This is a genomic window from Bacillus sp. FJAT-22090, assembly GCF_007676755.1.
GTDB lineage: Bacteria > Bacillota > Bacilli > Bacillales_A > Planococcaceae > Psychrobacillus.
This window is the reverse complement of sequence record NZ_VEBK01000005.1, coordinates 13,742-36,595: the sequence shown is the minus strand read 5'-3', so window position 1 is coordinate 36,595 and position 22,854 is coordinate 13,742. Positions and strand designations below refer to the sequence as shown.

21 protein-coding genes and 2 other annotated features (1 of these 23 running past the window's edge) are annotated in these 22,854 nt (G+C 37.7%); of the genes, 5 read left to right on the top strand and 16 right to left on the bottom strand.

What is annotated here, in order from left to right:
* Positions 1-791 precede the first annotated feature (791 nt).
* The 6 genes from ytpR to FS486_RS08410 form a co-directional block, all read right to left on the bottom strand.
* Positions 792-1,397 (bottom strand): YtpR family tRNA-binding protein, encoded by a 606-nt coding sequence (gene ytpR / locus FS486_RS08435; RefSeq protein WP_144510899.1) that lies wholly within the window; start codon positions 1,395-1,397, stop codon positions 792-794.
* Positions 1,394-2,209, bottom strand: a complete 816-nt coding sequence (locus FS486_RS08430; RefSeq protein WP_144510898.1) for a DUF1444 family protein — start codon at positions 2,207-2,209, stop codon at positions 1,394-1,396. The genes ytpR and FS486_RS08430 overlap by 4 nt, the downstream gene beginning before the upstream one ends.
* Before the next feature lie 62 nt (positions 2,210-2,271).
* Complete coding sequence (locus FS486_RS08425) at positions 2,272-2,580, bottom strand: thioredoxin family protein (RefSeq protein ID WP_144510897.1); 309 nt, start codon at positions 2,578-2,580, stop codon at positions 2,272-2,274.
* A gap of 14 nt (positions 2,581-2,594) precedes the next feature.
* The gene (locus tag FS486_RS08420) at positions 2,595-3,107 is read right to left on the bottom strand and encodes a hypothetical protein (protein WP_144510896.1); all 513 of its coding nucleotides are present in this window, start codon (positions 3,105-3,107) and stop codon (positions 2,595-2,597) included.
* Between the two features lie 63 nt (positions 3,108-3,170).
* Entirely contained in the window at positions 3,171-3,692 is a 522-nt protein-coding gene (locus FS486_RS08415) for a DUF84 family protein (RefSeq protein ID WP_144510895.1), read from the bottom strand.
* A 48-nt stretch (positions 3,693-3,740) separates the two neighbouring features.
* Positions 3,741-4,814, bottom strand: a complete 1,074-nt coding sequence (locus FS486_RS08410) for a M42 family metallopeptidase (RefSeq protein WP_144510894.1) — start codon at positions 4,812-4,814, stop codon at positions 3,741-3,743.
* Between the two features lie 169 nt (positions 4,815-4,983).
* Here FS486_RS08410 and FS486_RS08405 point away from each other — a divergent pair, with 169 nt between their 5' ends.
* Positions 4,984-5,298 carry a hypothetical protein gene (locus FS486_RS08405; RefSeq protein ID WP_144510893.1) on the top strand — a complete coding sequence of 105 codons (315 nt, stop codon included), beginning with the start codon at positions 4,984-4,986 and terminating at the stop codon, positions 5,296-5,298.
* Positions 5,299-5,385: 87 nt separating this feature from the next.
* Here FS486_RS08405 and FS486_RS08400 read toward each other — a convergent pair whose 3' ends face one another.
* The 7 genes from FS486_RS08400 to pepV all read right to left on the bottom strand — a co-directional run bounded on the left by FS486_RS08400 (position 5,386) and on the right by pepV (position 12,437).
* The gene (locus FS486_RS08400) at positions 5,386-6,231 is read right to left on the bottom strand and encodes a YtnP family quorum-quenching lactonase (protein WP_144510892.1); all 846 of its coding nucleotides are present in this window, start codon (positions 6,229-6,231) and stop codon (positions 5,386-5,388) included.
* A gap of 840 nt (positions 6,232-7,071) precedes the next feature.
* Positions 7,072-7,719, bottom strand: a complete 648-nt coding sequence (gene trmB / locus FS486_RS08395; RefSeq protein WP_144510891.1) for a tRNA (guanosine(46)-N7)-methyltransferase TrmB — start codon at positions 7,717-7,719, stop codon at positions 7,072-7,074.
* The gene (locus tag FS486_RS08390) at positions 7,703-8,662 is read right to left on the bottom strand and encodes a diacylglycerol/lipid kinase family protein (RefSeq protein WP_144510890.1); all 960 of its coding nucleotides are present in this window, start codon (positions 8,660-8,662) and stop codon (positions 7,703-7,705) included. The genes trmB and FS486_RS08390 overlap by 17 nt, the downstream gene beginning before the upstream one ends.
* Positions 8,655-9,635, bottom strand: coding sequence for a nuclease-related domain-containing protein (locus FS486_RS08385; protein ID WP_144510889.1), 981 nt, complete (start codon positions 9,633-9,635; stop codon positions 8,655-8,657). Before FS486_RS08385 ends, FS486_RS08390 begins: the two co-directional genes overlap by 8 nt.
* Before the next feature lie 2 nt (positions 9,636-9,637).
* A complete protein-coding gene (gene thpR / locus FS486_RS08380; RefSeq protein WP_144510888.1) occupies positions 9,638-10,180 on the bottom strand; it encodes an RNA 2',3'-cyclic phosphodiesterase in 543 nt (180 codons plus the stop codon).
* The gene (gene dat, locus FS486_RS08375) at positions 10,177-11,028 is read right to left on the bottom strand and encodes a D-amino-acid transaminase (protein ID WP_144510887.1); all 852 of its coding nucleotides are present in this window, start codon (positions 11,026-11,028) and stop codon (positions 10,177-10,179) included. The genes thpR and dat overlap by 4 nt, the downstream gene beginning before the upstream one ends.
* Positions 11,028-12,437, bottom strand: coding sequence for a dipeptidase PepV (gene pepV, locus FS486_RS08370; protein ID WP_144510886.1), 1,410 nt, complete (start codon positions 12,435-12,437; stop codon positions 11,028-11,030). Before pepV ends, dat begins: the two co-directional genes overlap by 1 nt.
* Positions 12,438-12,714: 277 nt before the next feature.
* Here pepV and FS486_RS08365 point away from each other — a divergent pair, with 277 nt between their 5' ends.
* The gene (locus FS486_RS08365) at positions 12,715-12,936 is read left to right on the top strand and encodes a DeoR family transcriptional regulator (RefSeq protein WP_142538837.1); all 222 of its coding nucleotides are present in this window, start codon (positions 12,715-12,717) and stop codon (positions 12,934-12,936) included.
* A gap of 37 nt (positions 12,937-12,973) precedes the next feature.
* On the opposite strand, the gene FS486_RS08360 is transcribed toward FS486_RS08365, so the two are convergent.
* Complete coding sequence (locus FS486_RS08360) at positions 12,974-13,696, bottom strand: pseudouridine synthase (protein ID WP_144510885.1); 723 nt, start codon at positions 13,694-13,696, stop codon at positions 12,974-12,976.
* A 9-nt stretch (positions 13,697-13,705) separates the two neighbouring features.
* On the bottom strand, positions 13,706-15,319 hold the full coding sequence (locus FS486_RS08355; RefSeq protein WP_144510884.1) for a putative polysaccharide biosynthesis protein: 1,614 nt from the start codon (positions 15,317-15,319) through the stop codon (positions 13,706-13,708).
* A 242-nt stretch (positions 15,320-15,561) separates the two neighbouring features.
* On the opposite strand from FS486_RS08355, the gene FS486_RS08350 reads away from it, so the two are divergent.
* From FS486_RS08350 to FS486_RS08340, 3 genes are all read left to right on the top strand, one after another.
* A complete protein-coding gene (locus FS486_RS08350) occupies positions 15,562-16,818 on the top strand; it encodes a BaiN/RdsA family NAD(P)/FAD-dependent oxidoreductase (RefSeq protein WP_144510883.1) in 1,257 nt (418 codons plus the stop codon).
* 585 nt (positions 16,819-17,403) lie between these two features.
* Positions 17,404-17,632, top strand: a binding site (T-box leader).
* A gap of 51 nt (positions 17,633-17,683) precedes the next feature.
* Positions 17,684-19,072: an anthranilate synthase component I gene (trpE, locus tag FS486_RS08345; protein WP_144510882.1), complete on the top strand. Its 1,389-nt coding sequence runs from the start codon at positions 17,684-17,686 to the stop codon at positions 19,070-19,072.
* A complete protein-coding gene (locus FS486_RS08340; protein WP_144510881.1) occupies positions 19,069-19,641 on the top strand; it encodes an anthranilate synthase component II in 573 nt (190 codons plus the stop codon). Before trpE ends, FS486_RS08340 begins: the two co-directional genes overlap by 4 nt.
* Before the next feature lie 723 nt (positions 19,642-20,364).
* Here the strand turns inward: FS486_RS08340 and leuS are convergent.
* The gene (gene leuS / locus FS486_RS08335; RefSeq protein WP_144510880.1) at positions 20,365-22,776 is read right to left on the bottom strand and encodes a leucine--tRNA ligase; all 2,412 of its coding nucleotides are present in this window, start codon (positions 22,774-22,776) and stop codon (positions 20,365-20,367) included.
* Between the two features lie 42 nt (positions 22,777-22,818).
* Positions 22,819-22,854: a binding site (T-box leader), on the bottom strand (it continues 177 nt past the right edge of the window).

Genomic DNA, 22,854 nt, shown 5'->3' with positions numbered 1-22,854 from the left:
GGAAGTGTCCGCTTGGATTTCCACTGCAGGACGGACGCTTTTTAGTGGGGTGAGTGATAAGCCTTCACCGACCGCTTTGGCGTTCGATGTGAAGTCTCATCTTACTCACTTGATCCCACCGGAGTCGCCGCCCTTTTCGCTCCAATCCACCAAATAGACGCTTTTATCTGTATTTATTAGCCATTAAAAGTTAGGAAATGGCTTAGCGAGACCAATTAGCTCGTGAAAGCAACCAATTCAATTGGCAACGCAACCAGTTTGAGCTTGAAAGCAACCAAATTGGCAACGAGCGCAACCAATTCTCCAAGTAAAAGCTTGCGGACATTGATAACCATGAACTTCCCCTATAGTATCCGCTAATCAACATGAATAAGATGGTCCTTTCAATATTACGCAACATATCAGACGTTACTCGCAACTTTCTAGACCAGATTCGCCACATTTTGATGGGATGAAATTTTTATGCTTGGATAGCAACCATTAGCGATTTTCTGATAACAGACATTACTTAACTGCATTTTTTTGATAATCAGTGTTGAGAAAGAAAGCCGTTTCCCATTGATTTTCGTAGTAGGCGGCGACTCCCGCCGAGGCCAACAAGATGATGGTCACAAAGGCGTTGCCACACGAGGTGGCGCTCTTAGCCTTTGTTCCGCTGTGGGCAAATGAGCCATTCCAACGAACGCGCAAGCGGACGGGAATGGCTCATCGCTCACCCGGCGGAAAGCGTCCGACTGCTGCGAAAATCATAGCGGTCACTCTAAGACACACGATCCCTATAGGACATGCGTTTATTTTACAAAAGAGCTGCCTATTTCTTGTTGCTCATCTAATATTAAAATACCTTTTACTTCTGGAGCATCAGGTAATGCTAATTCTTTTGCAGAACATAGCATTCCACTTGAAGCGATTCCTCTTAGCTCCGCATCTTTTATAACCATTCCAGAAGGCATTACTGCTCCTACTTTGGCAACTACTACTTTTTGACCTGCTTCCACATTCGGTGCACCACATACAATTTGTAATGTCTGTTCTCCGACGTTTACTTGACAAACTTTTAATTTGTCTGCATTAGGATGTTGCTCTAATGACTCTACATAACCAACGACAAACTTTGGTGACAAGTCCACTTCTAATTGAAAGTCAGCCCCGTTTGTATCTAAAGCTTGCTGAACTTTAGCTATGAAATCTTCCGTTAGCATTACTTGCCCTTTAGTTTCAATTTTTTCATATTTGCTAAATCCAAAAATATTAATCGCTAATACATCGTTTGATTGTGCATCTTTTACAAAGGTTACTTCCCCTTTTGTATCTGTTACTACTTTTTCAATTTTCTCAGGTGTTAGTTGTACTAATAGTACATCCCCTATGCCAACTTCATTGTAAAAAATATTCATTTGTCTTCTTTCTCCTTTGTTACTCGATTTTTCGCCATAATAAAAATAGGCTCTAAATCTCCATTTTCATATATAAAAGATAATGAAGTAATGGGTACAGTTCCAACTGTAAAGAAATGCATTGTCATTTGAGCTAGAACATCGTACCCTGTTTCATTTCTTATATCACCAATTATCATAACATCTTGATGGGGTACAGAAACAGTCATATCTCCAACAATTAATTTTTTCATGTCCCGGAGGAGCGATTCATTGAGCATACGACTAGCATCGTAACCATCATTATTATTAAAGAAATAAAAAGTATTTCCTGCAACTGTATCTTCCTTATATTTTGTTTCTAAATTTCGTACTTGGAATAACGCTCTTTCCCGGATTTCGGTTTCTCGAATATTCCACTCTGCTAACATTTTTTCATCGAGTAAACGGTAGGTATTTCCTAAGTCTAACGCATAATAAATACGTGTTTCTGCTGTGTGGTCCTTTGTTACAAATTTATTTCCCTCATTAGATTTTAGTGGAAAAGAAGTGGAGCGAATAACGGGATAAATAGAAGACGCTGGATCGATTTCACCTGCCATCTCTTTTTCCATTGCTTGAAAAGTTTGATGAATCGTATAAACCACTTCTTCTATTGCTTTTTCTCTTTTCGTTTCGTATTTTGCAAGGATAGGAGGGATGGAAATATCAATTCCTTTGCCAATTTCTTTATGTGTTAATCGCAGTTTATTTGTTTCTCGGTTGTAATCGTATGTGTATACTTCTTCTGAGAGCTTTGTTTTTAAGAGTCTTATTAGTTCTAGTGCTTTCATATAAATCTTCCTTTCATAAACAAAACGGTCCACGAGTAGTGAACCGCTTTGATGGATTAACATTAAATCTGTTGAAGAAATGATTCAATTTCTTCTTTTGTTTTACGGTCTTTGCTAACAAAACGACCTTTTTCCACGCCATTTTCAAAAACAATAAAACTCGGAATACCAAATATATCTAATTGACTACATAGATCAATAAATTGGTCTCGGTCAACCGAAACAAATTTAAAACTTGAAAATTTGTCTTCAATTTCTCCCATGAAAGGGTCGATAAAATGACAATCCGGACACCAATCCGCAGTAAATTTAAAAACGACTTTTTCTTGCTTTAATAGCTCAAATTGCTCCATAGAAGTTAATTGTTCCATTCACATTTCCTCCATTAGTTCGTTGTAATCGATCTAACAATCATCATCATTTTTTCTAAATTTTCCGCTACATTGTGTTCCTTGGAGATTGTTGTAAGCTTGATACCACCGATACTTGTAATCAGTTCATATTGATCCCCACTATTTTCAATAACTGCTGCAAAACCAAAACGCCCATTTTGTTCAAATGTATTTTCTTCTATAATTTTTAAATTTGTATCTGCCATCATTAAATCGTAATATAATCGACTTCCTGGTAATTCATTTGGATTAATAAATAAAATAAAAGATTCTTTGCCTTTTGATAGAATAATATTCGATTCATCCGACTTTTCCTCTATGGAAAAACCGCTCGGTAAAAATAGCTTTAAATTATTTATTTTTTCATTTGGCTTTTCAGCGTCTCCCTGAAAAGCTACTTTCGCATTTTCTATGCCATCGTCTACTTGTTCCTCTGCTGATGAACATCCAGCTAACATAATGATGGCTAGTGACGCGAAAAATATTCGCATCCAATTTCGAGCCATTTACTTTCCCCCATTCAAGCATATAACTCTATATATTTTAACGATGATTTTCACTCCATGCAACTACAACAGCTTCTTTGAAAGTTCATATTGTCCAATCAAAAGATACATAATATGTTCAAACATCGTGCTTCTTGTTATTAGCCCATTTGTAAAAACACCGATCGCCCCCTCTTCTTGACGGATATCATTCTTACTAGTATAGACGTCCATAACAGGACCAAGTTCCGCACCTTCTCGTAATTGTACAGCGATTTCTTCAGGTAAGGGTATACCTGCTCCCGTAGCCGTAAAAACAACCCCATTACTCGTAGCAAGTGCCCCCCAATTACAGATGTACATCGTTCCCCCTATTTCCTGTACTCCTCCTTCCAATCCAATACCGAATAAACCATCGGACTGCTCCATCAGTTGTTTAGCACGATTAATCGCACCTTGTCTTGTTTCTTCATTACTCATTGGTTGATCGGAAACAAGGGAGGGTACTTCTTTGTTTATAAAACTCGCTTCTGGATAATATATACTTGCAATTGCTTTAATCGCCTTTGTTTTAGCTCTATTATTAGTTCCTATTAATATTTTCATACAGTTATTTCCTTTCCTCCGAAAAAAAGATGCCACAAGGGCATCTTTTTAGACGTTTGCTTTAATCGTTTCTAAAGTAGTACGGTCACACGCTTTTACTAACTTAACAAGCAATTCTTTTGCCGCTGCATAATCATCTGTATGAATAATCGATGAGGAAGTATGAATATAACGGGAGCATATACCAATCACAGCACTTGGAATTCCCTCGTTGGACGTATGTACTCGACCAGCGTCTGTTCCTCCTTGGGAGATGAAATATTGATATGGTATATTATTTGTTTCAGCAGTATCTAAAACAAATTCTCGCATTCCACGATGTGTAACCATTGTTCGGTCAAAAATACGTAGAAGTGTTCCTTTACCAAGTTGACCGAATTCATTTTTATTGCCTGATGCATCATTTGCAGGGCTAGCATCCAAAGCGAAGAATAAGTCTGGTTTAATCATATTGGCTGATGCCTGTGCTCCTCGCAAACCAACTTCTTCCATTACATTTGCACCGGAGTATAGCATATTTGGTAATTTTTCATTTTGTACTTCTTTTAATAGTTCAATCGCAAGTCCACATCCATAGCGGTTATCCCAAGCCTTAGCCATAATTTTTTTATCATTGGCCATCGGTGTAAATGGACAAACTGGAACAATTTGATCTCCCGGCTTAACACCCATGCGCGCTACATCTTCTTTGTCGTCAGCTCCAACATCAATTAGCATATTTTTAATATCCATCGGCTTGCTTCGCATTTCATCACTCAATAAATGCGGTGGAATAGATCCGATCACACCAGGAATTGTTTTTTCCTTTGTCACGATTTCAACTCGTTGAGCAAGTAATACTTGGTTCCACCATCCACCTAGTGGTTGAAAACGAATCATTCCATTATCTGTGATGCCCGAAACCATGAAACCAACTTCGTCCATATGACCTGCAACTAATATTTTCGGCCCGTTTTCATCGCCTTTTTTCAAGCCGAAAATACCGCCTAAATTATCTTGTACCATTTCATCGGAGTATTTGGACAATTCCGTACGCATAAATGCACGTACTGCATGTTCATTACCTGGTGCACCTGGTAGTTCTGTTAATGTTTTAAATAGCGAGCGCGTTTCTTCATTCATATAAAAAAGCCTCCTAAAGCAATGTAAAAACTATATTTTCAAAAAAGATTCCATCTCTATTGTAATAAAAGATGTAGAAATTTACTACAATAAAACTTCGTGTATCGAAAAATTTAATCAGAATTAGAATGTGTGTTACACTAAAAAAAATGACCTGAGGAGGATGAAGATGAAATTAAAAGATTATATGATGGGCCTTGGTACAGGAATTGCTATTGGGGTAATTGCAAGCCAAGCCGCAAATAAATTGGAATTAAATCGTTCTGCTGAGCTTGTTTTAAAAGATATAAAAAATTCTTTTAAAGAAGAGGGTCCAATTGACGGATCATGGATATTTATGAACCCAGAGCCATTTCAAAAGGGAGCAATTCACCTGAAGGTATATAAAGGTGGTATTTCCCGCATGCGGAATGGAGAATTCGAACAGTATGAATTTGCAGCAGATGCTAAAAACGGTACTGTTGTTGACTTAGTAAAAATATAAAAAAAAGCACCCGAAAATTTTATTTCGGGTGCCATTCGCTTCTTAATTGATAGTTTTACTCTTCTCACAATGTGGTGTTATTTACTACTATCTTGTTCGTTCCACTTTTTGTAGCATCTCTTTTCCATCTTCTGACCATTTCACCAATCGATAAAAAGCATCGTGGTAAAAACTAAACCAATAATTGTTTTTCAACGCTTCGTTTACCCATTTCTCTTTTGCAAAAACAGAAGTCATCGGATAATCGTCATAAGCTAATACCCATAATGGATTTTGGTGTGCATGCGTTGGCATTAGATCCGCCATATGAATAATGGTTTCTCCACTTTGTCTTAGTAACACAATACTATGCCCATCACTGTGACCACCTGTGTGTACCATTTCAATGCCATCTACTACTTCTATGGAATTTGTAAAAGTAACTACTTGGCTCTCAATTGGTTCCCAATTTTCTTTCCAGTATGTATTTTTGGAACGAATATTTGGGTCTTTCATTTCATTCCATTCCACTTCAGATACATAGATTTTAGCGTTTGGAAAACTTGAAACTAGCTTGTCGCCTTTCCATTTTGTTAATCCACAAGCATGGTCGAAATGTAAGTGTGTCATGATAATAATATCTATTTCCTCAGGTAGCACACCGACTTGTACTAAATTGTCCTCAACTTCAGATTGGTCGGAAATACCATAGTTTCTTAGCTGCTTGTCCGTAAACTTTCCAAATCCAAGTCCCGATTCTAGTAAAATATGATGTCCTTTATACTGAATGAATAAAGGATCAGATGGTAATTCGATTTGGTTTTTTTCGTTAACCGGATATTTCTTTTCCCATAACGGTTTAGGTACAACACCAAACATGGCACCCCCGTCCATATGCGTTGTTCCACCCTTTAGCCAAGTTATTGACATATCGTGAAATTGAAACGTATCCATTTTCCCACTCCCTTATCAAATTTTCCTAGATATTTTTTGCCATGGCTGTTGATTATCATAAATTCCCCAAATTCGACAATGTACTTAGATAAATGCGCGATGTCTTACTATAGGGATAATGTGTCTTAACAGGTAACCACCATGATTTTCTCCGCTTACGGACGCTTTCCGCCGAGTGAGCGATGAGCCAGCCCCGCCGCTTAGGCGTCGTTGGGCTGTCTCATTTGCCCACTCATCCGGCAGGAGTCGCCGCCAGCTGAGAAAATCAAAGAAAATTGCTTCTGCTCCGAGCAAAGAATGTTGCTATGCGAGCATAAAAGTTCAAACCGTCCTAAATGTTGCGAGTAACGACTGAAATGTTACGTACATTTAAATGGACGATCTCATCCATTTAAATTAAGCGGATTCTTCATGGAAAGTGCATAATAATTAGTGCCCTTTAGCATTTTCGTGGAGAATTGGTTGCGCTCGTTGCCTATTTGATTGCTTTCAAGCTCTAACTGGTTGCGTTGCCAATTGAATTGGTTGCTTTCACGAGCTAATTGGTCTCGCTAAGCCATTTCCTAACTTTTATTGGCTAATAAATACAGATAAAAGCGTCTATTTGGATGGATTGGAGCTGCAGACGGCGACTCCAGTGGGATCAAGTGAGTAAGATGAGACTTCACATCGAACGCCAAAGCGGGCGGTGAAGGCTCATCACTCACCCCACTAAAAAGCGTCCGTCCTGCAGCGGAAATCCAAGCGGACACTTCCTTAAGACGCACTCTCCCTAATAAATGAACCGAAACATAATGTAATAGGCACTCTTCTTTTTTGTAAGAGGAATAGTATGGATAATCAACAGATGTGGTATTTAGCTTCTACTCGATAAATAGGTTGGCCCTTTGCAGAAAACTTTTCTTCATATTCTGTCATAATATTATCTTCAGGCATATTTACGTGTAAATCTAGTGAAACATCTTTTATTAACATACCATAAGCCGACATACTAGTTAAAGAATATTCAAACAATCCCCGATTGTCTGTTTTAAAATGTATTTCCGCATTATCTACTAAAATCGATTCATACAGTTTTAAAAATCCTTCATGCGTTAATCTTCTTTTAGCGTGTCGGATTTTCGGCCATGGATCCGAAAAATTCAAATACACTCGGTCGACATCATTTTTCTCAAAATACTTTTCCAAGTCTGCTCCATTTACTTTTAATAATCGTAAATTAGGTAAAGGCTGTGCAGCAATTGCATTTTCAAGCGCAGAAACAATCACACTATCATAAAGCTCAATCCCGATATAATTGATATGAGGATTTTGTTTTGCCATACCAGTAATAAATTGTCCTTTCCCTGTTCCCACTTCAATATGAAGAGGCTGTTCGTTTTTAAACTCTGCCTTCCAATTTCCTTTTAACGCTTCTGGATTTGGTATTACTATTTCAGGGTGAGCATTAATAAATTCCTCTGCCCACGGCTTATGTCTTAACCTCATTGCTTTGTCTCCTTTTTCCTGTTTGTTCTGCTAAATTCCAAGCATTCGATTGAACAGTAAACGTGTATAACTGATTCTTTTCTGTTATACAAGAAAATTCTCCATCTACATGTCCAAATACTTCATCATGCATGGTGAGGGTATAATCGTTTGCTTGAAACTGTATTACTTCTTTATATTTTGTATGCTTTCCAAAGAACACCGTACCAAATATAAATAATAATTTCCATCTTGGCAATTTATATACTATTGTCAACTCAATTAAATTATCTTTTGGATTGGAGTCAGGTGAAATTTTCATCCCCCCACCAAAATAAGGCTGATTGCATACAACGAGAAACCAAACATCCTTATACATCACTTTTTTTTCTGCACTATGTAAGGAAAAAGAAAATCGAGAAAACGTAAATAACTCTTTTATTACAAAAAGAAGATAAGTAAGTTTCCCTAAACCGAAAGTATTTAATCTTTTTTTCCATTTGGAGCGATTAACAGAATAGGCTACTTTTGCATCAAAACCAAACCCTGCATTATTCACAATTGGATAGACCGTTTCCTCAGTAGTTAATAATCCTATATCTATAGTGTCAAAACGGTACGTATCCTGTACATATTGGTCCAGTTGCTCGATCGTTTGAAAAACAGAAAATGCTCGGCCGAAATCATTTCCACTGCCTGCGGAAATAACTCCAACCCGAACATGAGTATATCCTGTAATTCCAACGATTACTTCATGAATCGTGCCATCGCCCCCAACAGCTACGATTAACAAATCTTCTTCACTTAAAGATGCACAGTTTCTCGCAATTTCTGTCGCATGCCCATTTCTTTCCGTCCTAAAATACATATATGGAAATGTAATAGCCTCTTTCCATTTCATCCAAATCTTTTTTCCTCTTCCATTTCCCGCATGCTCATTTACAATAAAAACTACTTTACTCATCCTTTTCCTCAGCTTCTAAGTCCCATGACGATCTTGAATAAGAAGTCGTTTGTACTAAATTCAAAATCGCTTGGGCAGCTTTGAATTGCATATGCTTCATAGGAGATAGGGACGATTTTAATGCTAAAAACCATTCAGCATAATTTCTACTATCAACAAACTGCACGTTAAAAGAGGAACCTGGGTAGTCAATATAGCCATTTCTTGAAAGAATTACTTTTCTGATTGGCAATTCAATGTCTTCTTTTTGGAATAATTGCAATAGAATGGATTCCATTCGATTTACATTAATCATGGGGCTCAATACCTTTTTCTCTTGTTTACCACTTTTTCGAAGCCAAAAACGGTCACTGCTGCCAATGAACGCGTCAAAATTTTGTTCTTCCAATATTACAATACAAACAATTTCCGTAGGCAAGATAAGTATAATATCTAACTCGATCGGTGCTTTTTTTAACTTTAAGATAGGATAATACAGTAAAAAATAATTATCCGGAAGACTTTGCGTAAAAGTTCTTAACAATGTATCACGCATAAATTTTGGATCAACATACGACTTTTCCCGCAAAGTGGAGCTTGCCCATTTTAACTGAAAATGAAAAAGCTGATCCAAATACATCCGTTTTAAATCTTCCATTGTTTTTGGTTGATAGACAATTTTAGGCTCAAAGAAAAACGTGGTTGGTTCTTCTGGAATGCTATCCATTTCGTCCATTTCACTGTTTCCCCATATTTCTTCGTCTGTATCCTCTTCTTTGTTGCGATTAAACAGCTTGGAAAAAAGAGACTTTTTTTCAGGCTCCTCTATTTCTTCTTCTGTTTCACTCCAAGTGGCGTTAAAAGCCCCTTTTTCGAATTCCTCTTTTGTCCGTTCCCATTGTTGTTTTTTCAAACGAACAAATTGAGTTGGGTATCTTTTCAAATCTTTTTCATAGCGCGATACATAATCTTGCAGCTTCACTAGCTGGGCCATCTTTACACCCCCCTGCAATGAATAGAATGTATTTCCTCATAGCGAGGTAAATGATCATTGTTTATCTTAAAAATCGAAAAATGAGAAACATCAAAGTGCATCTTTGCTAGTTGAAAATCTTTAATATTAAGGGGCTTAGCTGCTGCCCATTTTTTTGCAATTGTAATATGTGCAGTAAAATCATTCGCGTCTTTTACTTCAATCGTTTCAGATAATACTTGCACAACTTCTTTTTGTAAGAGGTGCAAAGGTTCACTTGCTTCTAGAGCAGTATATAGTACTCTAGGAGTTTCCGCATTACCAAAATGGGACAATCCACTAGTTGTTAGTGTAAATGGATCCCATTGAATATCTCGTAACGCCTGCAAGAGTATGGACAGAATGTCTTCTTCTACATGCCCTAAATAATAAAGCGTGATATGCAAATCTTCTGCTACTGGCAACACTTTATGTGTTTCTTTAACATTTGTTTTTGCACGTTCTTTTACGATAGGTATTCCAGTATCTTCCGGAACTTTTATGCCGATAAAATAATGTTTCTTCATACTCCAATAGAAGATGGGATTTTGTTTTCAAATGCTTGCTGTATTTTTTTCGTCCATTCTCCAGGTTTACCAGTTCCAATTTGTTGGCCATCAATTGAAATAATAGGCATTACCTCGGCATTTGTGGACGACATGATCATTTCATCCATCGTTAGAGCCTGTTCTTTTGTAAAAGCTTCCTCCACTACAGGAATTCCAACTTCTTCACAGCAATCTAAAATTACTTTTCTTGTAATCCCATTTAATATTAAATTGCTTACAGGGTGCGTAAATAGTACACCATCCTTGATGCCGTACATATTAGAAGAAGAACCTTCTGTTACTGTTTGTCCGCGATGTAATACTGCTTCAAAGCAATCTTTACTTACTGCTTCTTGTTTTGCAAGTACATTTCCAAGTAAATTCAGAGATTTAATATCACAACGCAGCCAGCGGATATCCTCTACAAAACAAGCTTTTACCCCATTTTGCAATTGTGTGAGTGGTCGTGTTGTCTCTTTTGTATAAGCAGTCAGTACCGAATCTACTGCTGGTGTTGGAAAATTATGCTGTCTTGGACTTGTACCACGAGTGACCTGGATATAAATTTGACCATCTTGTACTTCATTTAACTCGATCAATTCATGCAACATTTTGTGTAGTACATCTTTTGTATAAGGTATAACTAACTGAATTTTGTCTGCGCTCGCATATAAACGATCGATATGTTCAGTTGCAGTAAATACATTCCCGTTATAAATTTTAATCACTTCATAAATGCCATCACCAAATTGATAGCCACGGTCTTCATATCCAATCTTTACTTCCTCTTCGTTAATAATTTGGTCATTCCATAAAATATTTGCCATTATTTTTCACCTGCTTCTGAATTATTAGTTGCCAATTCCACGATTGCATCCGCATAAATTGCAGTTGCCTTTATTAAATCTTCAATATCGACATATTCATCTAGCTGATGTGCAACATCTTTTCTTCCTGGGAAAAGCATTCCGAATGCCACTCCTTTATCGAGCACACGGGCATACGTCCCGCCACCTATTGATAGAAGTTTTGCCTCTTCTCCCGTATTTCGTTCGTATACTTTTTGCAATGTTTGGATCAGCTCATCATTTTTATCGACAAAATGTGGAGCAGAATTAGAACCTAAATCTAATGTAATACCCATTTCCTGCAGTACTTCTCTGCAAGCCGCAAGTTTTTCTTCAAAAGGATACGTAACAGAATAACGCATACTTACTTGCGTACAAGACCCTTGCTCTGGAGCATAATGGATCACTCCCGGATTAAGCGTTGTATCTCCCGAAACTTCATCCGTAAAGTTTAAGCCTAATGCATGCCCTCTACTTTCTTTTCCGAAACCTGTTACTAAAAAGTCAACAAATGCTTTTGAATGAGGAGTTAAGTTAATCGTTTGTAAAAACTTCGCAAGTAAAATTGCTGCATTCATACCTTCATCTGGTTCCATTGCATGAGCGGATTTTCCATTTACAAGCACTTTTACCATTGGTCCTTGTGGAACTACCTCTCCTGTAATTCCATGCTCACTAGCAAACGCTTCGAACTTTTCTTTTATCGAAAGAAGTCCTCCGAAAACAAAAGCAAATGCTTCATCTGGGACCATATTTGTTCTTTTTCCAGCTTGGAAAAACTGAATAGTTTCTGTCTCAGACGAACCTGTTTGTGTAAAGATCAGACTTGCAATTCCTTTTTCCGCGTTAATAATCGGGAAATCTGCATCTGGGGCAAACCCAATTGTTGGCATTTTTTCTTTTTGAAAATACCGATCTACACAACGGAATCCGCTTTCTTCATCAGTTCCAATAATCATCCGTACTTTTTTAGAAAGTGCGATTCCTGAGTCTTTAACTAATTTCATCGCTATCCATGCTGCAATGGTAGGTCCTTTATCATCAATAGCACCGCGACCGTATACTCGATCATCTGCTACAACTCCTTCAAAAGGTGGATATGTCCATCCACTTCCTTCTGGTACTACATCTACATGACAAAGAATCCCTAAGATTTCTTCTCCATCTCCCATTTCAATATGCCCAGCCATATTATCCACGTTTTTCGTTATAAACCCCGCTTCCTCTCCTTTGCTAAGCATATGTTGTAATGCTTCCAAAGGCTTTGGCCCAAATGGCATTTCTTCTGTTGCAAGTTCTTTTTGAAGTACACTTGGAATTTGTATAAGCTTTTGTAACTCTGCAATAAGTTCTTCTTTTTTTTCTTCCGCAAGCTTTAACCAGTTCATTAGATTATCTCCTCTGTAATTGATATATATAGCTATTTTACACTTATTTGACGTTATCGTCTTTCTTAAAATACAGAATTATTATATTAAGCTCATGTAAATTAATTGATAATGATAGAAATTTGATAGAAAATCTATTATAATTAAATAGTCAGACAATACTTAACCTGACTACCAATATAGTAAAGGGGCTGTAAGTTGCAATTATTTTGTTGCTTTTCACCCATGTCGTCCGCTAGTCTAGCCAAGAGATATGATGATGAAGGAGTGGTTACTTATGAAACCTACTACTGATCGGATGCTCAATCGAATTAAAGACATGTACATGTTCATCCGAGATAACGGAACTGTTACAACACAAGACTTGGTCGATGAATTTGGCATCACTCCTCGTACGATTCAGCGAGATCTGAACGTGCTTGCTTTTAATGACTTAGTTATTAGTCCAACAAGAGGCAAATGGACCACGACGAACAAACGCGTTAAATTGACATCTTAGATACGTACAATATGAAAAGAATGACCATGCTAGGGAGTTAAGCGAGGTCATTCTTTTGCTGTACTTGTTCTAACTCTTCTACCGTCAATTCTCTATAGGATCCTTCTTCAAGTGAATTGTCTAATTTTAAAGATCCCATGGAAAGTCTCTTTAAGTAAACTACCTTTTTTCCTACAGCCTCAAACATTCTTTTCACTTGATGAAACTTGCCTTCTGTAATCGTTAACTCAATTTCAGAAATAGGACCACTAGTGAGTATATGTAGTAATCCTGGCTTTGTATGATAGCCATCATCTAATGTCACGCCATTTTTGAAAGCCTCTATATCCGTTTCGTTTACCATGCCCTGTACTTTTGCATAATATACTTTTGGAACATCTTTATTTGGAGACAAAAGACGATGGGTTAAAGCACCGTCGTTTGTCAGTAGAAGCAATCCTACCGTATCCTTATCCAATCTCCCAACTGGATAAGGCTCAAAATGCTTTACTTCATCGTCCAAAAGATCAATTACGGTACGATCTCGAGTATCCTCTGTTGCCGAAACAACTCCAGCAGGTTTATTTAACATTAAGTAAATGAACTCTTTGTAAACGACAACTTCCCCATAAACTGCTATTTTATCTGTATGCTCATCAACATGCATGGAACTATCCTTTACCGTGACGTCATTTACTTGAATCGCTTTTGACTTGACTAATATTTTTACTTCTCTTCTCGTTCCATATCCCATATGAGATAGAAATTTATCTAATCGCATTTTTTTCTCCTAAAAACCAATTTTTTTCGTATACTTTGTCAGTCTTTCCCCAAAGAGTTTTTGAGCCAGGCCTAATCGCAATGTAACATAACCATAGAACGCCGCTCCAATAAAAGCACATAAAATGATAACAAATAATGCTTCAAGCTTGCTATCGATTGTAAATATATGCTCTATCCCCCATTTCGTGATAAACACAAGACCCAACATAATTGCCGTTATAATGACAATTAACATAATTCTTCGTAACACCATTGTAGATTTATAATGCAATGTTTTCCGTATTGCAAACATATTTAATCCGATTGCTACTATATATCCAAGTGATGTTGCAATAATCGCTCCATCTGTTTCAAAAGCTTTAATAAGTGGTGTATTTAATATGAGCTTCGTTAAAATACCAATTAATAAATTTAATATGATAAGCTTTTGTCGGTCAATCCCTTGTAAAATCGCAGTCGTTACTGGATATAAAGCAAATAGTATTGCGACTGGTGCATAATGCGCCAGCACCGCAGTCCCTACATCGCTTTGCTCGTAAAAAACAAAATAAAAATCACTAGCCAAAACAGAAATACCTAGAGCAGCTGGTAATGTTAAAAATAATAGTATTTGAAATGATTGATCCAGCGATTTTCTAACTTGTGTGAAATCTTGTTTTGCATAATAACTAGTAATAAACGGTATTAGCGTCATGGAAAAACCCGTAGCAAGCATGACAGGAATCATCACAAGCTTATGCGTTGTAAAGTTTAACATTCCTAAATACGTATCCGAAACAGCTGCCTTTCCAATCATAGTCATCGCACGATTGAAAGTAATCATATCTATAAACTGGAATAATGGATTGATCACTCCTACTAATGCAAATGGAACTGTATAAACTAAAATTTCTTTATAAATATTTTTTAGTGAAACGTCTGAAGTTGTCTTTCCGCTAGCTACCAGTAAATCATTAAACTCTGGCTTCAACTTTTTCCAATACCAATACAGAATAATTAGACTAGCGATTGCCCCTAAAAATGCAGCAAATACAGCGAACGAAATAGCCGTTTTTTCCGATCCCTTAAAAATATTCATCACTAAAAAAGCACCAGCTAGGACAAATAATATACGTATAACCTGTTCAAATAATTGGGAAATCGCTGTCGGTGTCATATGCTGATAACCTTGAAAAAAGCCTCTTATCAAGCTCATTACAGGAACGACAATTACTGCAAAGCTTACATAGCGAATAACAGTTGCCACATCTTGAATTGAGAAAAATGCATCTTTGTCTTTAATGACTAGATGTGCAATTGGTTCTGCTAAACCAAATAAGATTAAAAATCCTACAACACCTGTTACACACATAAGTAACATACTAGACTTGACTAACTTTCTACCTGTCGCATAGTCTCCTAATGCATTATATTTTGCAACAAATTTCGAAACAGCTATCGGTATGCCTGATACTGCTACTGCCAACATAATCGAATAAGGCACATACGCATATTGGTAAAGCACTATATACTCTTCACCAATCATTTGATAAAAAGGAATAACATAAAGAACACCCAGTATTCTCGATAATAAGAGACCAATAGTTAAAATCATTGTCCCTTTTAATAAATTCGAAGCCATAAAACCCGCCCAATCTCATCAAATTCACCTCTGCATATTTACATTCGTGAAAATTTGTCACAGAAAGCAGTACATACAGAGGCTTTAACTATATTTAAGTAGCTATTGTTTACCTCAGCTCAAGCTCTTAGCAAAGAAACATTTGCTGAATATAGTTAAAATGTCTACACTACAGTTTACATCTGTCGAAACAAATTCACAATCATGTATAATAAAGAAAAAAGTGAAAGTGTGAATTTATTATGTATGACGTTATTGTAATCGGTGGGGGTCCCTCCGGATTAATGGCTGCAGCTGCGGCTGGAGCAGAAAAGAAAAAAGTATTACTTATAGAAAAAGGATCAAAGCTTGGGAAAAAGCTTGCCATTTCTGGCGGAGGCCGTTGCAATGTAACAAATAGACTGCCACAAGAAGAAATTGTAAAAAATATTCCTGGAAATGGACGATTTTTATTTAGCCCATTCTCTGTTTTTAATAATGAAGATATTATTGCGTTTTTTGAAAATCTAGGTGTTGCTTTAAAAGAAGAAGATCATGGGAGAATGTTTCCAGTCTCCAACAAAGCAATGGATGTAGTAAACGCATTATTAGACGAATTAAATAGACTCAATGTGGAAATTAAATTAAATTCTCCTGTTGCCAAACTGTTAATGAATGATGAAAAAGTGATTGGTGTTCGCCTTTCCACTGGTGAAGAAATCATTGCAAATGCGGTTGTTGTTGCAGTTGGAGGAAAAGCAGTCCCGCAAACAGGATCAACAGGTGATGGTTATCCGTGGGCAGAGAAAGCCGGTCATACAGTCACAGACCTTTATCCGACAGAGGTTCCTTTATTATCAAGTGAGCCTTTCATCAAATCGAAAGAACTTCAAGGCCTTGCACTAAGAGATGTTGCGGTTTCGGTACTTAAGAAAAATGGTAAACCTATTATCACGCACCAAATGGACATGCTATTTACCCATTTCGGTTTAAGCGGCCCAGCCATTTTGCGCTGTAGCCAATTCGTAGTAAAAGAACAAAAGAAAAACGGGGGTCAGCTTGTACAGGTTCGTATAGATAGTTTGCCCGAACAAAACGAAGAGCAGACGTTCCAGTCTCTTCTTTCTTCCATCAAAGAAGATCCAAAAAAAGCGGTAAAAAATGTATGGAAAGGAATTGTTCCAGAAAGATGGCTATTATTTTTACTACAGCGTGCGGGTATTGAAGAAAGTCAAGATGGCCAAAACCTCTCACATGATAAAATCAGAGACCTTGCTCATCAGTTGAAGCAGTTTACTGTAAATGTATATGGAACCCAACCGTTAGACAAAGCATTTGTCACAGGTGGTGGTGTGTCCATAAAAGAAATCGAACCGAAAACGATGGCATCTAAGAAAAAAGCAGGATTATTTTTTTGCGGTGAAATTTTAGATATCCACGGCTATACAGGTGGTTACAATATTACTTCTGCTCTCGTTACAGGAAAAATTGCAGGTATGAGTGCTGCACTACTTAAATGAGTTAGCTGCTCATTCATAATTTAGGACAATGCGTCGTAAAGTTATCGCTCGGATTTCCACTGCAGGGCGGATGCTTTCCGTAGGGTAAGTGATGAGCTTTCACCGGCCGCCTGTGAAGTCTCATCTTACTCACTTGATTCACTGGAGTCGCCGCCCTTTTCGCCTCCAATCCATCAAAATTGCTGTCTAAAAATAGCCGATTATGCAACATTCACTGCAAGTTAATTCCTATTTAGAGATTTGGTTGCTCTCGTTATCGAATTGGTTGCTTTCCGGTTTAATCTGGTTGCTCTCCACATTGAATTGGTTGCTCTCCATGACCATTCTGTTGCTCTAAGCAATTTTTTAGATACGATTATGGGACAATCACTATGTAACAGTTAGATTTAGCACGGCGGTGTGAGAGTTCTACGGGAAAAGCATTAGCCAAGGAGGCTAAGCCAATGCCCCTAAAAAGCGAAGGCAGTAGCACTGAATCCAAGCGGACACTAACTAAGACGCATTATGCTTAAAAAATACTATTGCTAGTTAATTCTCATGTTAATAAAAATTGAATTTTAAAACTATTTATAATACAATTGTCTGTAACAAGCGATGAGGAAGAATAGTAGCGATATGAAATGTTGAAGAGAGCTGGCGGTTGGTGCGAGTCAGTAGCAGGCATGTCGTGAATGGGCTTCTAAGCTCCGGACTGAACGAATTTTAGTAGGTTACGGCGTATGTCTACGTTATAAGACACGCAAATGTTTGTTTGCGGCTAAGTGGATTACAATAGTAATCAATAAAGGTGGCAACACGGCTCTCCGTCCTTTACGATGGAGGGCCTTTTTGTATGCAATTGAGAAGAGAACAGGAGAGATGAGTAATGACAGTAGAGCTGAGAAACTATGAGATGAGAGAGATTCAAGGAGATATGATGACCCCCATTTCCATTTACCATTCACTAAATGGGAAGAAAAAAATACTCTTTGAATCATCTGCCAAGCATGAGGAAAGTGGACGTTATTCGTTCATTGCGCAAAACCCGATCGCAGAACTAACGGGAGATCAGACAGGCTATATTTGTTCTTTTAACGATGGAAGTGTAGAACAAGATTCCACATCCGTCATTGAAAAACTAAAAACGATGATGACAATTCACCCTAAGAGTCTTCCCTTCTCCTTTTTTGGAGGAGCTATCGGCTACTTTGGGTATGAGACCGCATTTTATCATGAGAAAATTGGTGAACCGTTGTATGACCTATTAGGAATGCCAGATGTCCATCTAATGTTTTATGATACATTTATTGTCTACGATCACTTAAAGCAAGCTTTGACAATTGTGGCAATAGATTTATTCCAAAATGGTCGTTCACGACAGGACATGCTGGATGCAATAGAAGGAATAAATTCTGATTTACAGATGGGGACGAACCACTCAATAGATTTAAATACAAAGCTAGCATTTAAAGCAATGACAGAAGAAAAACACTTTGTTCAAATGGTAGAAAAAGCAAAAGAACATATAGTGAGAGGGGATATATTTCAAATTGTTTTATCCCAACGTTTCTCTTCCCATTTTGAAGGAAATCCTTTCTCTTTGTATCGTCAACTTCGAACAACGAATCCATCGCCCTATATGTTTTATATTGATTTTGGAGATTATGTTATTCTTGGTACCTCACCAGAAAGTTTAGTTAAAGTAAATAATGGTATAGTTACGACTAACCCAATTGCTGGGACAAAACCAAGAGGAAAAACATCGGAAGAAGACGTCCAAATAGCAAAAGATTTACTGGATGATGAAAAAGAAATGGCTGAGCACCGTATGCTTGTAGACCTTGGTCGAAACGATATTGGAAGAATAGCTGAGATTGGTTCTGTACAAATTGAAAAATATATGACCATTGAATATTATAAATACGTCATGCATATCGTCTCCGAAATAACTGGACGCTTGAAGAAAGATTTGCATGTTTTAGATGTGCTAACTGCTTGTTTACCGGCGGGAACTGTATCAGGAGCACCAAAAATTCGGGCTATGCAAATTATTAATGAGCTAGAGACGACCAAACGAGGTGTGTACGCTGGAGCTGTTGGTTATATTTCTATAACTGGAAATATGGATCTAGCACTAGCTATACGAACGATGGTTGTAAAGGATAGCCAAGCACATGTCCAAGCAGGAGCAGGTATAGTCTATGATTCCATTCCACAAAGTGAATACGAGGAAACGATTAATAAGGCAAAAGCATTGTTGGAGGTGCAACGATGATTTTATTAATCGATAATTATGATTCCTTTACTTATAATTTATTTCAACAAGTGAGCGAACTTGGTATGGAAGTGCTCGTCGTACGAAATGATGCTTTAACGATTGAAGAAATTGTGCTATTAAACCCTGAAGCAATTATTATTTCTCCAGGGCCCGGAACGCCTTTTGATGCTGGGATATCGATTGATATTATTCAAAAACTTCATAAAACGATTCCAATACTAGGCATTTGTCTTGGTCATCAATCAATCGGCGCCGCTTTTGGAGCAAATATTGTGCAAGCGAAAACCATTATGCACGGAAAGATATCAACTATTAAACATAACCACTCCTCGTTATTTGAGTGTTTTAGCGATACTATTTCTGTTATGCGCTACCATTCTCTTGTAATCGATGAACAAACATTAAGCCATGAATTAGAAGTGCTTGCAAGGACCCAGGATGACAATGAAATAATGGCTATCAAGCACTGCGCCTACCCACTTTACGGGCTCCAATTTCATCCTGAATCGATTGGTACCAAGCAAGGAAATCAACTCATGCGCGCATTTATAGAAACACTAAGCTAGAAATATGAAAGCAAAAGTAAAAGTTGAAGCTCCTAGAACCATTCTAGGAGCTTTTTGAGCGTGGAAAAGGTAGAGAATGGAGTTTAGTTGTAATTTCAGTGGGTTTAGTTGTAAAAATGAGGTACTTAGTTGTAATAGGAGAAATATGGAAGAATCCATCTGAAATATATAGTCGAATGAAGACTTTAACGTAGAAAAAGGAGAGAATAAAATTTAGTTGTAATTCGGTGGGTTTAGTTGTAATTCTGGACGGTATGGTTGTAATTTCAGGGCGTTTAGTTGTAAAAATGAAGCACTTAGTTGTAATAGGAAATAATATGGAAGAATCTATCTGAAATATATAGTCGAATGAAGACTTTAACGTGGAAAAAGGAGAGAATAAAATTTAGTTGTAATTTCGGTGGGTTTAGTTGTAATCTCAGGGCGTTTAGTTGTAAAAATGAAGCACTTAGTTGTAATAGGAGAAATATCGAAGAATCCATCTGAAATATATAGTCGAATGAAGACTTTAACGTGGAAAAAGGGGGGAATAAAATTTAGTTGTAATTTCAGTGGGTTTAGTTGTAATTTAGGATGGTTTAGTTGTAATTTCAGAGGGTTTAGTCGTAAAAATGAGTCACTTAGTTGTAATAGGAAATAATATGGAAATAACTCCACCTGAATGTTTGTGAAAAAAAGCTGCCCCCTCTCTCATTTAGAGAAAGGGAGCAGCATCACTAATTATTAGATTACGATATTCACCATTTTACCAGGGATCGCAATGATTTTTTTCACTTCTTGCCCCTCAAGCCATTGCTGAACTTGTTCTGAAGCTAGTGCCAATGCTTCTAGTTCTTCTTTTGTTGCATCTTTTGAAACGTTCAATTTAGCACGCACTTTTCCTTTGATTTGAACAGGAATTTCTACTTCATTGTCCACTAATTTAGACTCGTCATAGGTTGGCCATGCTTCATATACGATTGTATTGTCATGTCCAAGAATACTCCAAAGTTCTTCGGCAATATGGGGAACGATTGGAGAAATAAGTTTCACAAATCCTTCTACATATTCTTTGGAAATTTGGTCTGCTTTATAGCCTTCATTGATAAATACCATCATTTGCGAGATGGCTGTATTATAATGCATGGCTTCAAAGTCTTCTGTTACTTTTTTCACAGTTTGGTGATATGCTTTTTCCATATTGTCAGAAGATGTGTCTGTTACTTTTGCACTCAATTTACCATCTTCATCGACAAGTAAACGCCAGATGCGATCTAGGAATCTTCTTGATCCGTCTAAGCCATTTGTTGACCATGGTTTCGATGAATCCAGTGGTCCCATGAACATTTCATATAGACGTAGTGAATCGGCTCCATGACTTTTCACAATATCATCAGGGTTTACTACATTCCCTTTTGACTTAGACATTTTTTCGTTACCTTCTCCAAGGATCATTCCTTGGTTGAATAGTTTTTGGAATGGCTCTTTTGTAGTCACTACTCCAATATCGTATAGGAACTTATGCCAAAAGCGCGCGTACAATAAATGAAGTACCGCATGCTCTGCTCCACCAACGTAAATATCGACTGGTAACCAGCGTTTAGCTAGTTCTGGATCTACAAGTGCTTCGTCATTGTTTGGATCGATATAGCGTAAATAGTACCAGCAACTACCTGCCCATTGTGGCATCGTATTCGTTTCGCGACGACCTTTTTTACCTGTTACCGGATCTACTACGTTTACCCATTCCGTAATATTCGCTAGTGGAGATTCGCCCGTTCCACTTGGTTTAATATCGGTTGTTACAGGAAGCATCAATGGTAATTCAGACTCATCCACAGCAGTAGATGTGCCATCTTCCCAATGGATAATTGGAATCGGCTCACCCCAATAACGTTGGCGGCTAAATAACCAGTCACGTAGGCGATACGTGATTTTCTTTTCACCTTTACCGTTTGACTCAAACCATTCAATCGCTTTAGCAATTGCTTCTTGTTTATTTAAGCCATTCAAGAATTCCGAGTTAACAAGTGTACCGTCTTCTGTATACGCTTCTTTTTCAATATTTCCACCAGAAACGACTTCAACGATTGGTAAGTCAAATTGTTTAGCGAATTCATAATCACGCTCATCATGTGCGGGAACCGCCATAATAGCACCTGTGCCGTATGATGCTAGTACATAATCGGCAATCCAAATCGGCATTTTTTCGCCACTTACTGGATTAATCGCATAAGCACCTGTAAATACGCCAGTTTTATGTTTTGCAAGATCTGTACGTTCTAGATCACTTTTTAGTTTTACTTGGTCTTTATAAGCTTGCACCGCTTCTTGTTGGTCAGCAGTGGTGATTACATCCACCAGCTTATGTTCGGGTGCTAATACTGCATAAGTTGCGCCAAAAATAGTGTCTGGTCGAGTTGTGAACGCACGGAAGGATTCTGATGTTCCGTCCACTTCAAACGTTAGCTCTGCACCTTCTGAACGTCCAATCCAGTTGCGTTGCATTTCTTTTAAGCTTTCAGGCCAATCTAGATCTTCCAAGTCTTCCAAAAGTCTGTCCGCATAAGCAGTTATACGAAGTACCCATTGACGCATCGGGCGACGTTCTACCGGATGACCTCCACGTTCTGACACACCATCGACTACTTCTTCATTTGCCAAAACAGTTCCTAAAGCAGGACACCAGTTTACCGGCACTTCATCGACGTATGCCAATCCTTTTTTGTACAGCTGAATGAAGATCCATTGCGTCCATTTGTAATAAGAAGGATCTGTCGTGTTTACTTCTCTGTCCCAGTCAAATGAAAACCCTAAATCTGTCATTTGACGTTTAAAGGTAGCAATATTTTTCGCTGTAAATTCTGCTGGATCATTCCCCGTATCGATTGCATATTGCTCCGCTGGAAGACCAAAAGCATCCCATCCCATTGGATGTAAAACGTTATAGCCCTGTTTACGTTTAAATGCACTTAATATATCCGTTGCGATATATCCTAGTGGATGACCTACGTGAAGACCTACACCTGATGGATAAGGAAACATATCCAACGCATAAAATTTTGGTTTGGATGGATCATCAGTCATTTTATATGTCTTATTTTCCTGCCAATACTTTTGCCACTTTTTTTCAATTGCCTCATGATTAAAGCTCATCGTAACTCCTCCTTAAAATAAAAAAACTCGCCCCTTAAAAAACTAAGGGACGAGAGATATACTCACGCGGTACCACCC

Bases quoted from the DNA above. Each gene is read 5' to 3' on its own strand.
- FS486_RS08360 (WP_144510885.1), bottom strand. From the start codon at position 13,696: ATGCGATTAGATAAATTTCTATCTCATATGGGATATGGAACGAGAAGA.
- FS486_RS08390 (WP_144510890.1), bottom strand. From the start codon at position 8,662: ATGAGTAAAGTAGTTTTTATTGTAAATGAGCATGCGGGAAATGGAAGA.
- FS486_RS08385 (WP_144510889.1), bottom strand. From the start codon at position 9,635: ATGGCCCAGCTAGTGAAGCTGCAAGATTATGTATCGCGCTATGAAAAA.
- ytpR (WP_144510899.1), bottom strand. From the start codon at position 1,397: ATGAATATTTTTTACAATGAAGTTGGCATAGGGGATGTACTATTAGTA.
- thpR (WP_144510888.1), bottom strand. From the start codon at position 10,180: ATGAAGAAACATTATTTTATCGGCATAAAAGTTCCGGAAGATACTGGA.
- pepV (WP_144510886.1), bottom strand. From the start codon at position 12,437: ATGAACTGGTTAAAGCTTGCGGAAGAAAAAAAAGAAGAACTTATTGCA.
- leuS (WP_144510880.1), bottom strand. From the start codon at position 22,776: ATGAGCTTTAATCATGAGGCAATTGAAAAAAAGTGGCAAAAGTATTGG.
- FS486_RS08415 (WP_144510895.1), bottom strand. From the start codon at position 3,692: ATGAAAATATTAATAGGAACTAATAATAGAGCTAAAACAAAGGCGATT.
- FS486_RS08430 (WP_144510898.1), bottom strand. From the start codon at position 2,209: ATGAAAGCACTAGAACTAATAAGACTCTTAAAAACAAAGCTCTCAGAA.
- trpE (WP_144510882.1), top strand. From the start codon at position 17,684: ATGACAGTAGAGCTGAGAAACTATGAGATGAGAGAGATTCAAGGAGAT.
- FS486_RS08405 (WP_144510893.1), top strand. From the start codon at position 4,984: ATGAAATTAAAAGATTATATGATGGGCCTTGGTACAGGAATTGCTATT.
- FS486_RS08425 (WP_144510897.1), bottom strand. From the start codon at position 2,580: ATGGAACAATTAACTTCTATGGAGCAATTTGAGCTATTAAAGCAAGAA.
- trmB (WP_144510891.1), bottom strand. From the start codon at position 7,719: ATGAGGTTAAGACATAAGCCGTGGGCAGAGGAATTTATTAATGCTCAC.
- FS486_RS08420 (WP_144510896.1), bottom strand. From the start codon at position 3,107: ATGGCTCGAAATTGGATGCGAATATTTTTCGCGTCACTAGCCATCATT.
- FS486_RS08340 (WP_144510881.1), top strand. From the start codon at position 19,069: ATGATTTTATTAATCGATAATTATGATTCCTTTACTTATAATTTATTT.
- FS486_RS08355 (WP_144510884.1), bottom strand. From the start codon at position 15,319: ATGGCTTCGAATTTATTAAAAGGGACAATGATTTTAACTATTGGTCTC.
- FS486_RS08365 (WP_142538837.1), top strand. From the start codon at position 12,715: ATGAAACCTACTACTGATCGGATGCTCAATCGAATTAAAGACATGTAC.
- FS486_RS08400 (WP_144510892.1), bottom strand. From the start codon at position 6,231: ATGGATACGTTTCAATTTCACGATATGTCAATAACTTGGCTAAAGGGT.
- FS486_RS08350 (WP_144510883.1), top strand. From the start codon at position 15,562: ATGTATGACGTTATTGTAATCGGTGGGGGTCCCTCCGGATTAATGGCT.
- FS486_RS08410 (WP_144510894.1), bottom strand. From the start codon at position 4,814: ATGAATGAAGAAACGCGCTCGCTATTTAAAACATTAACAGAACTACCA.
- dat (WP_144510887.1), bottom strand. From the start codon at position 11,028: ATGGCAAATATTTTATGGAATGACCAAATTATTAACGAAGAGGAAGTA.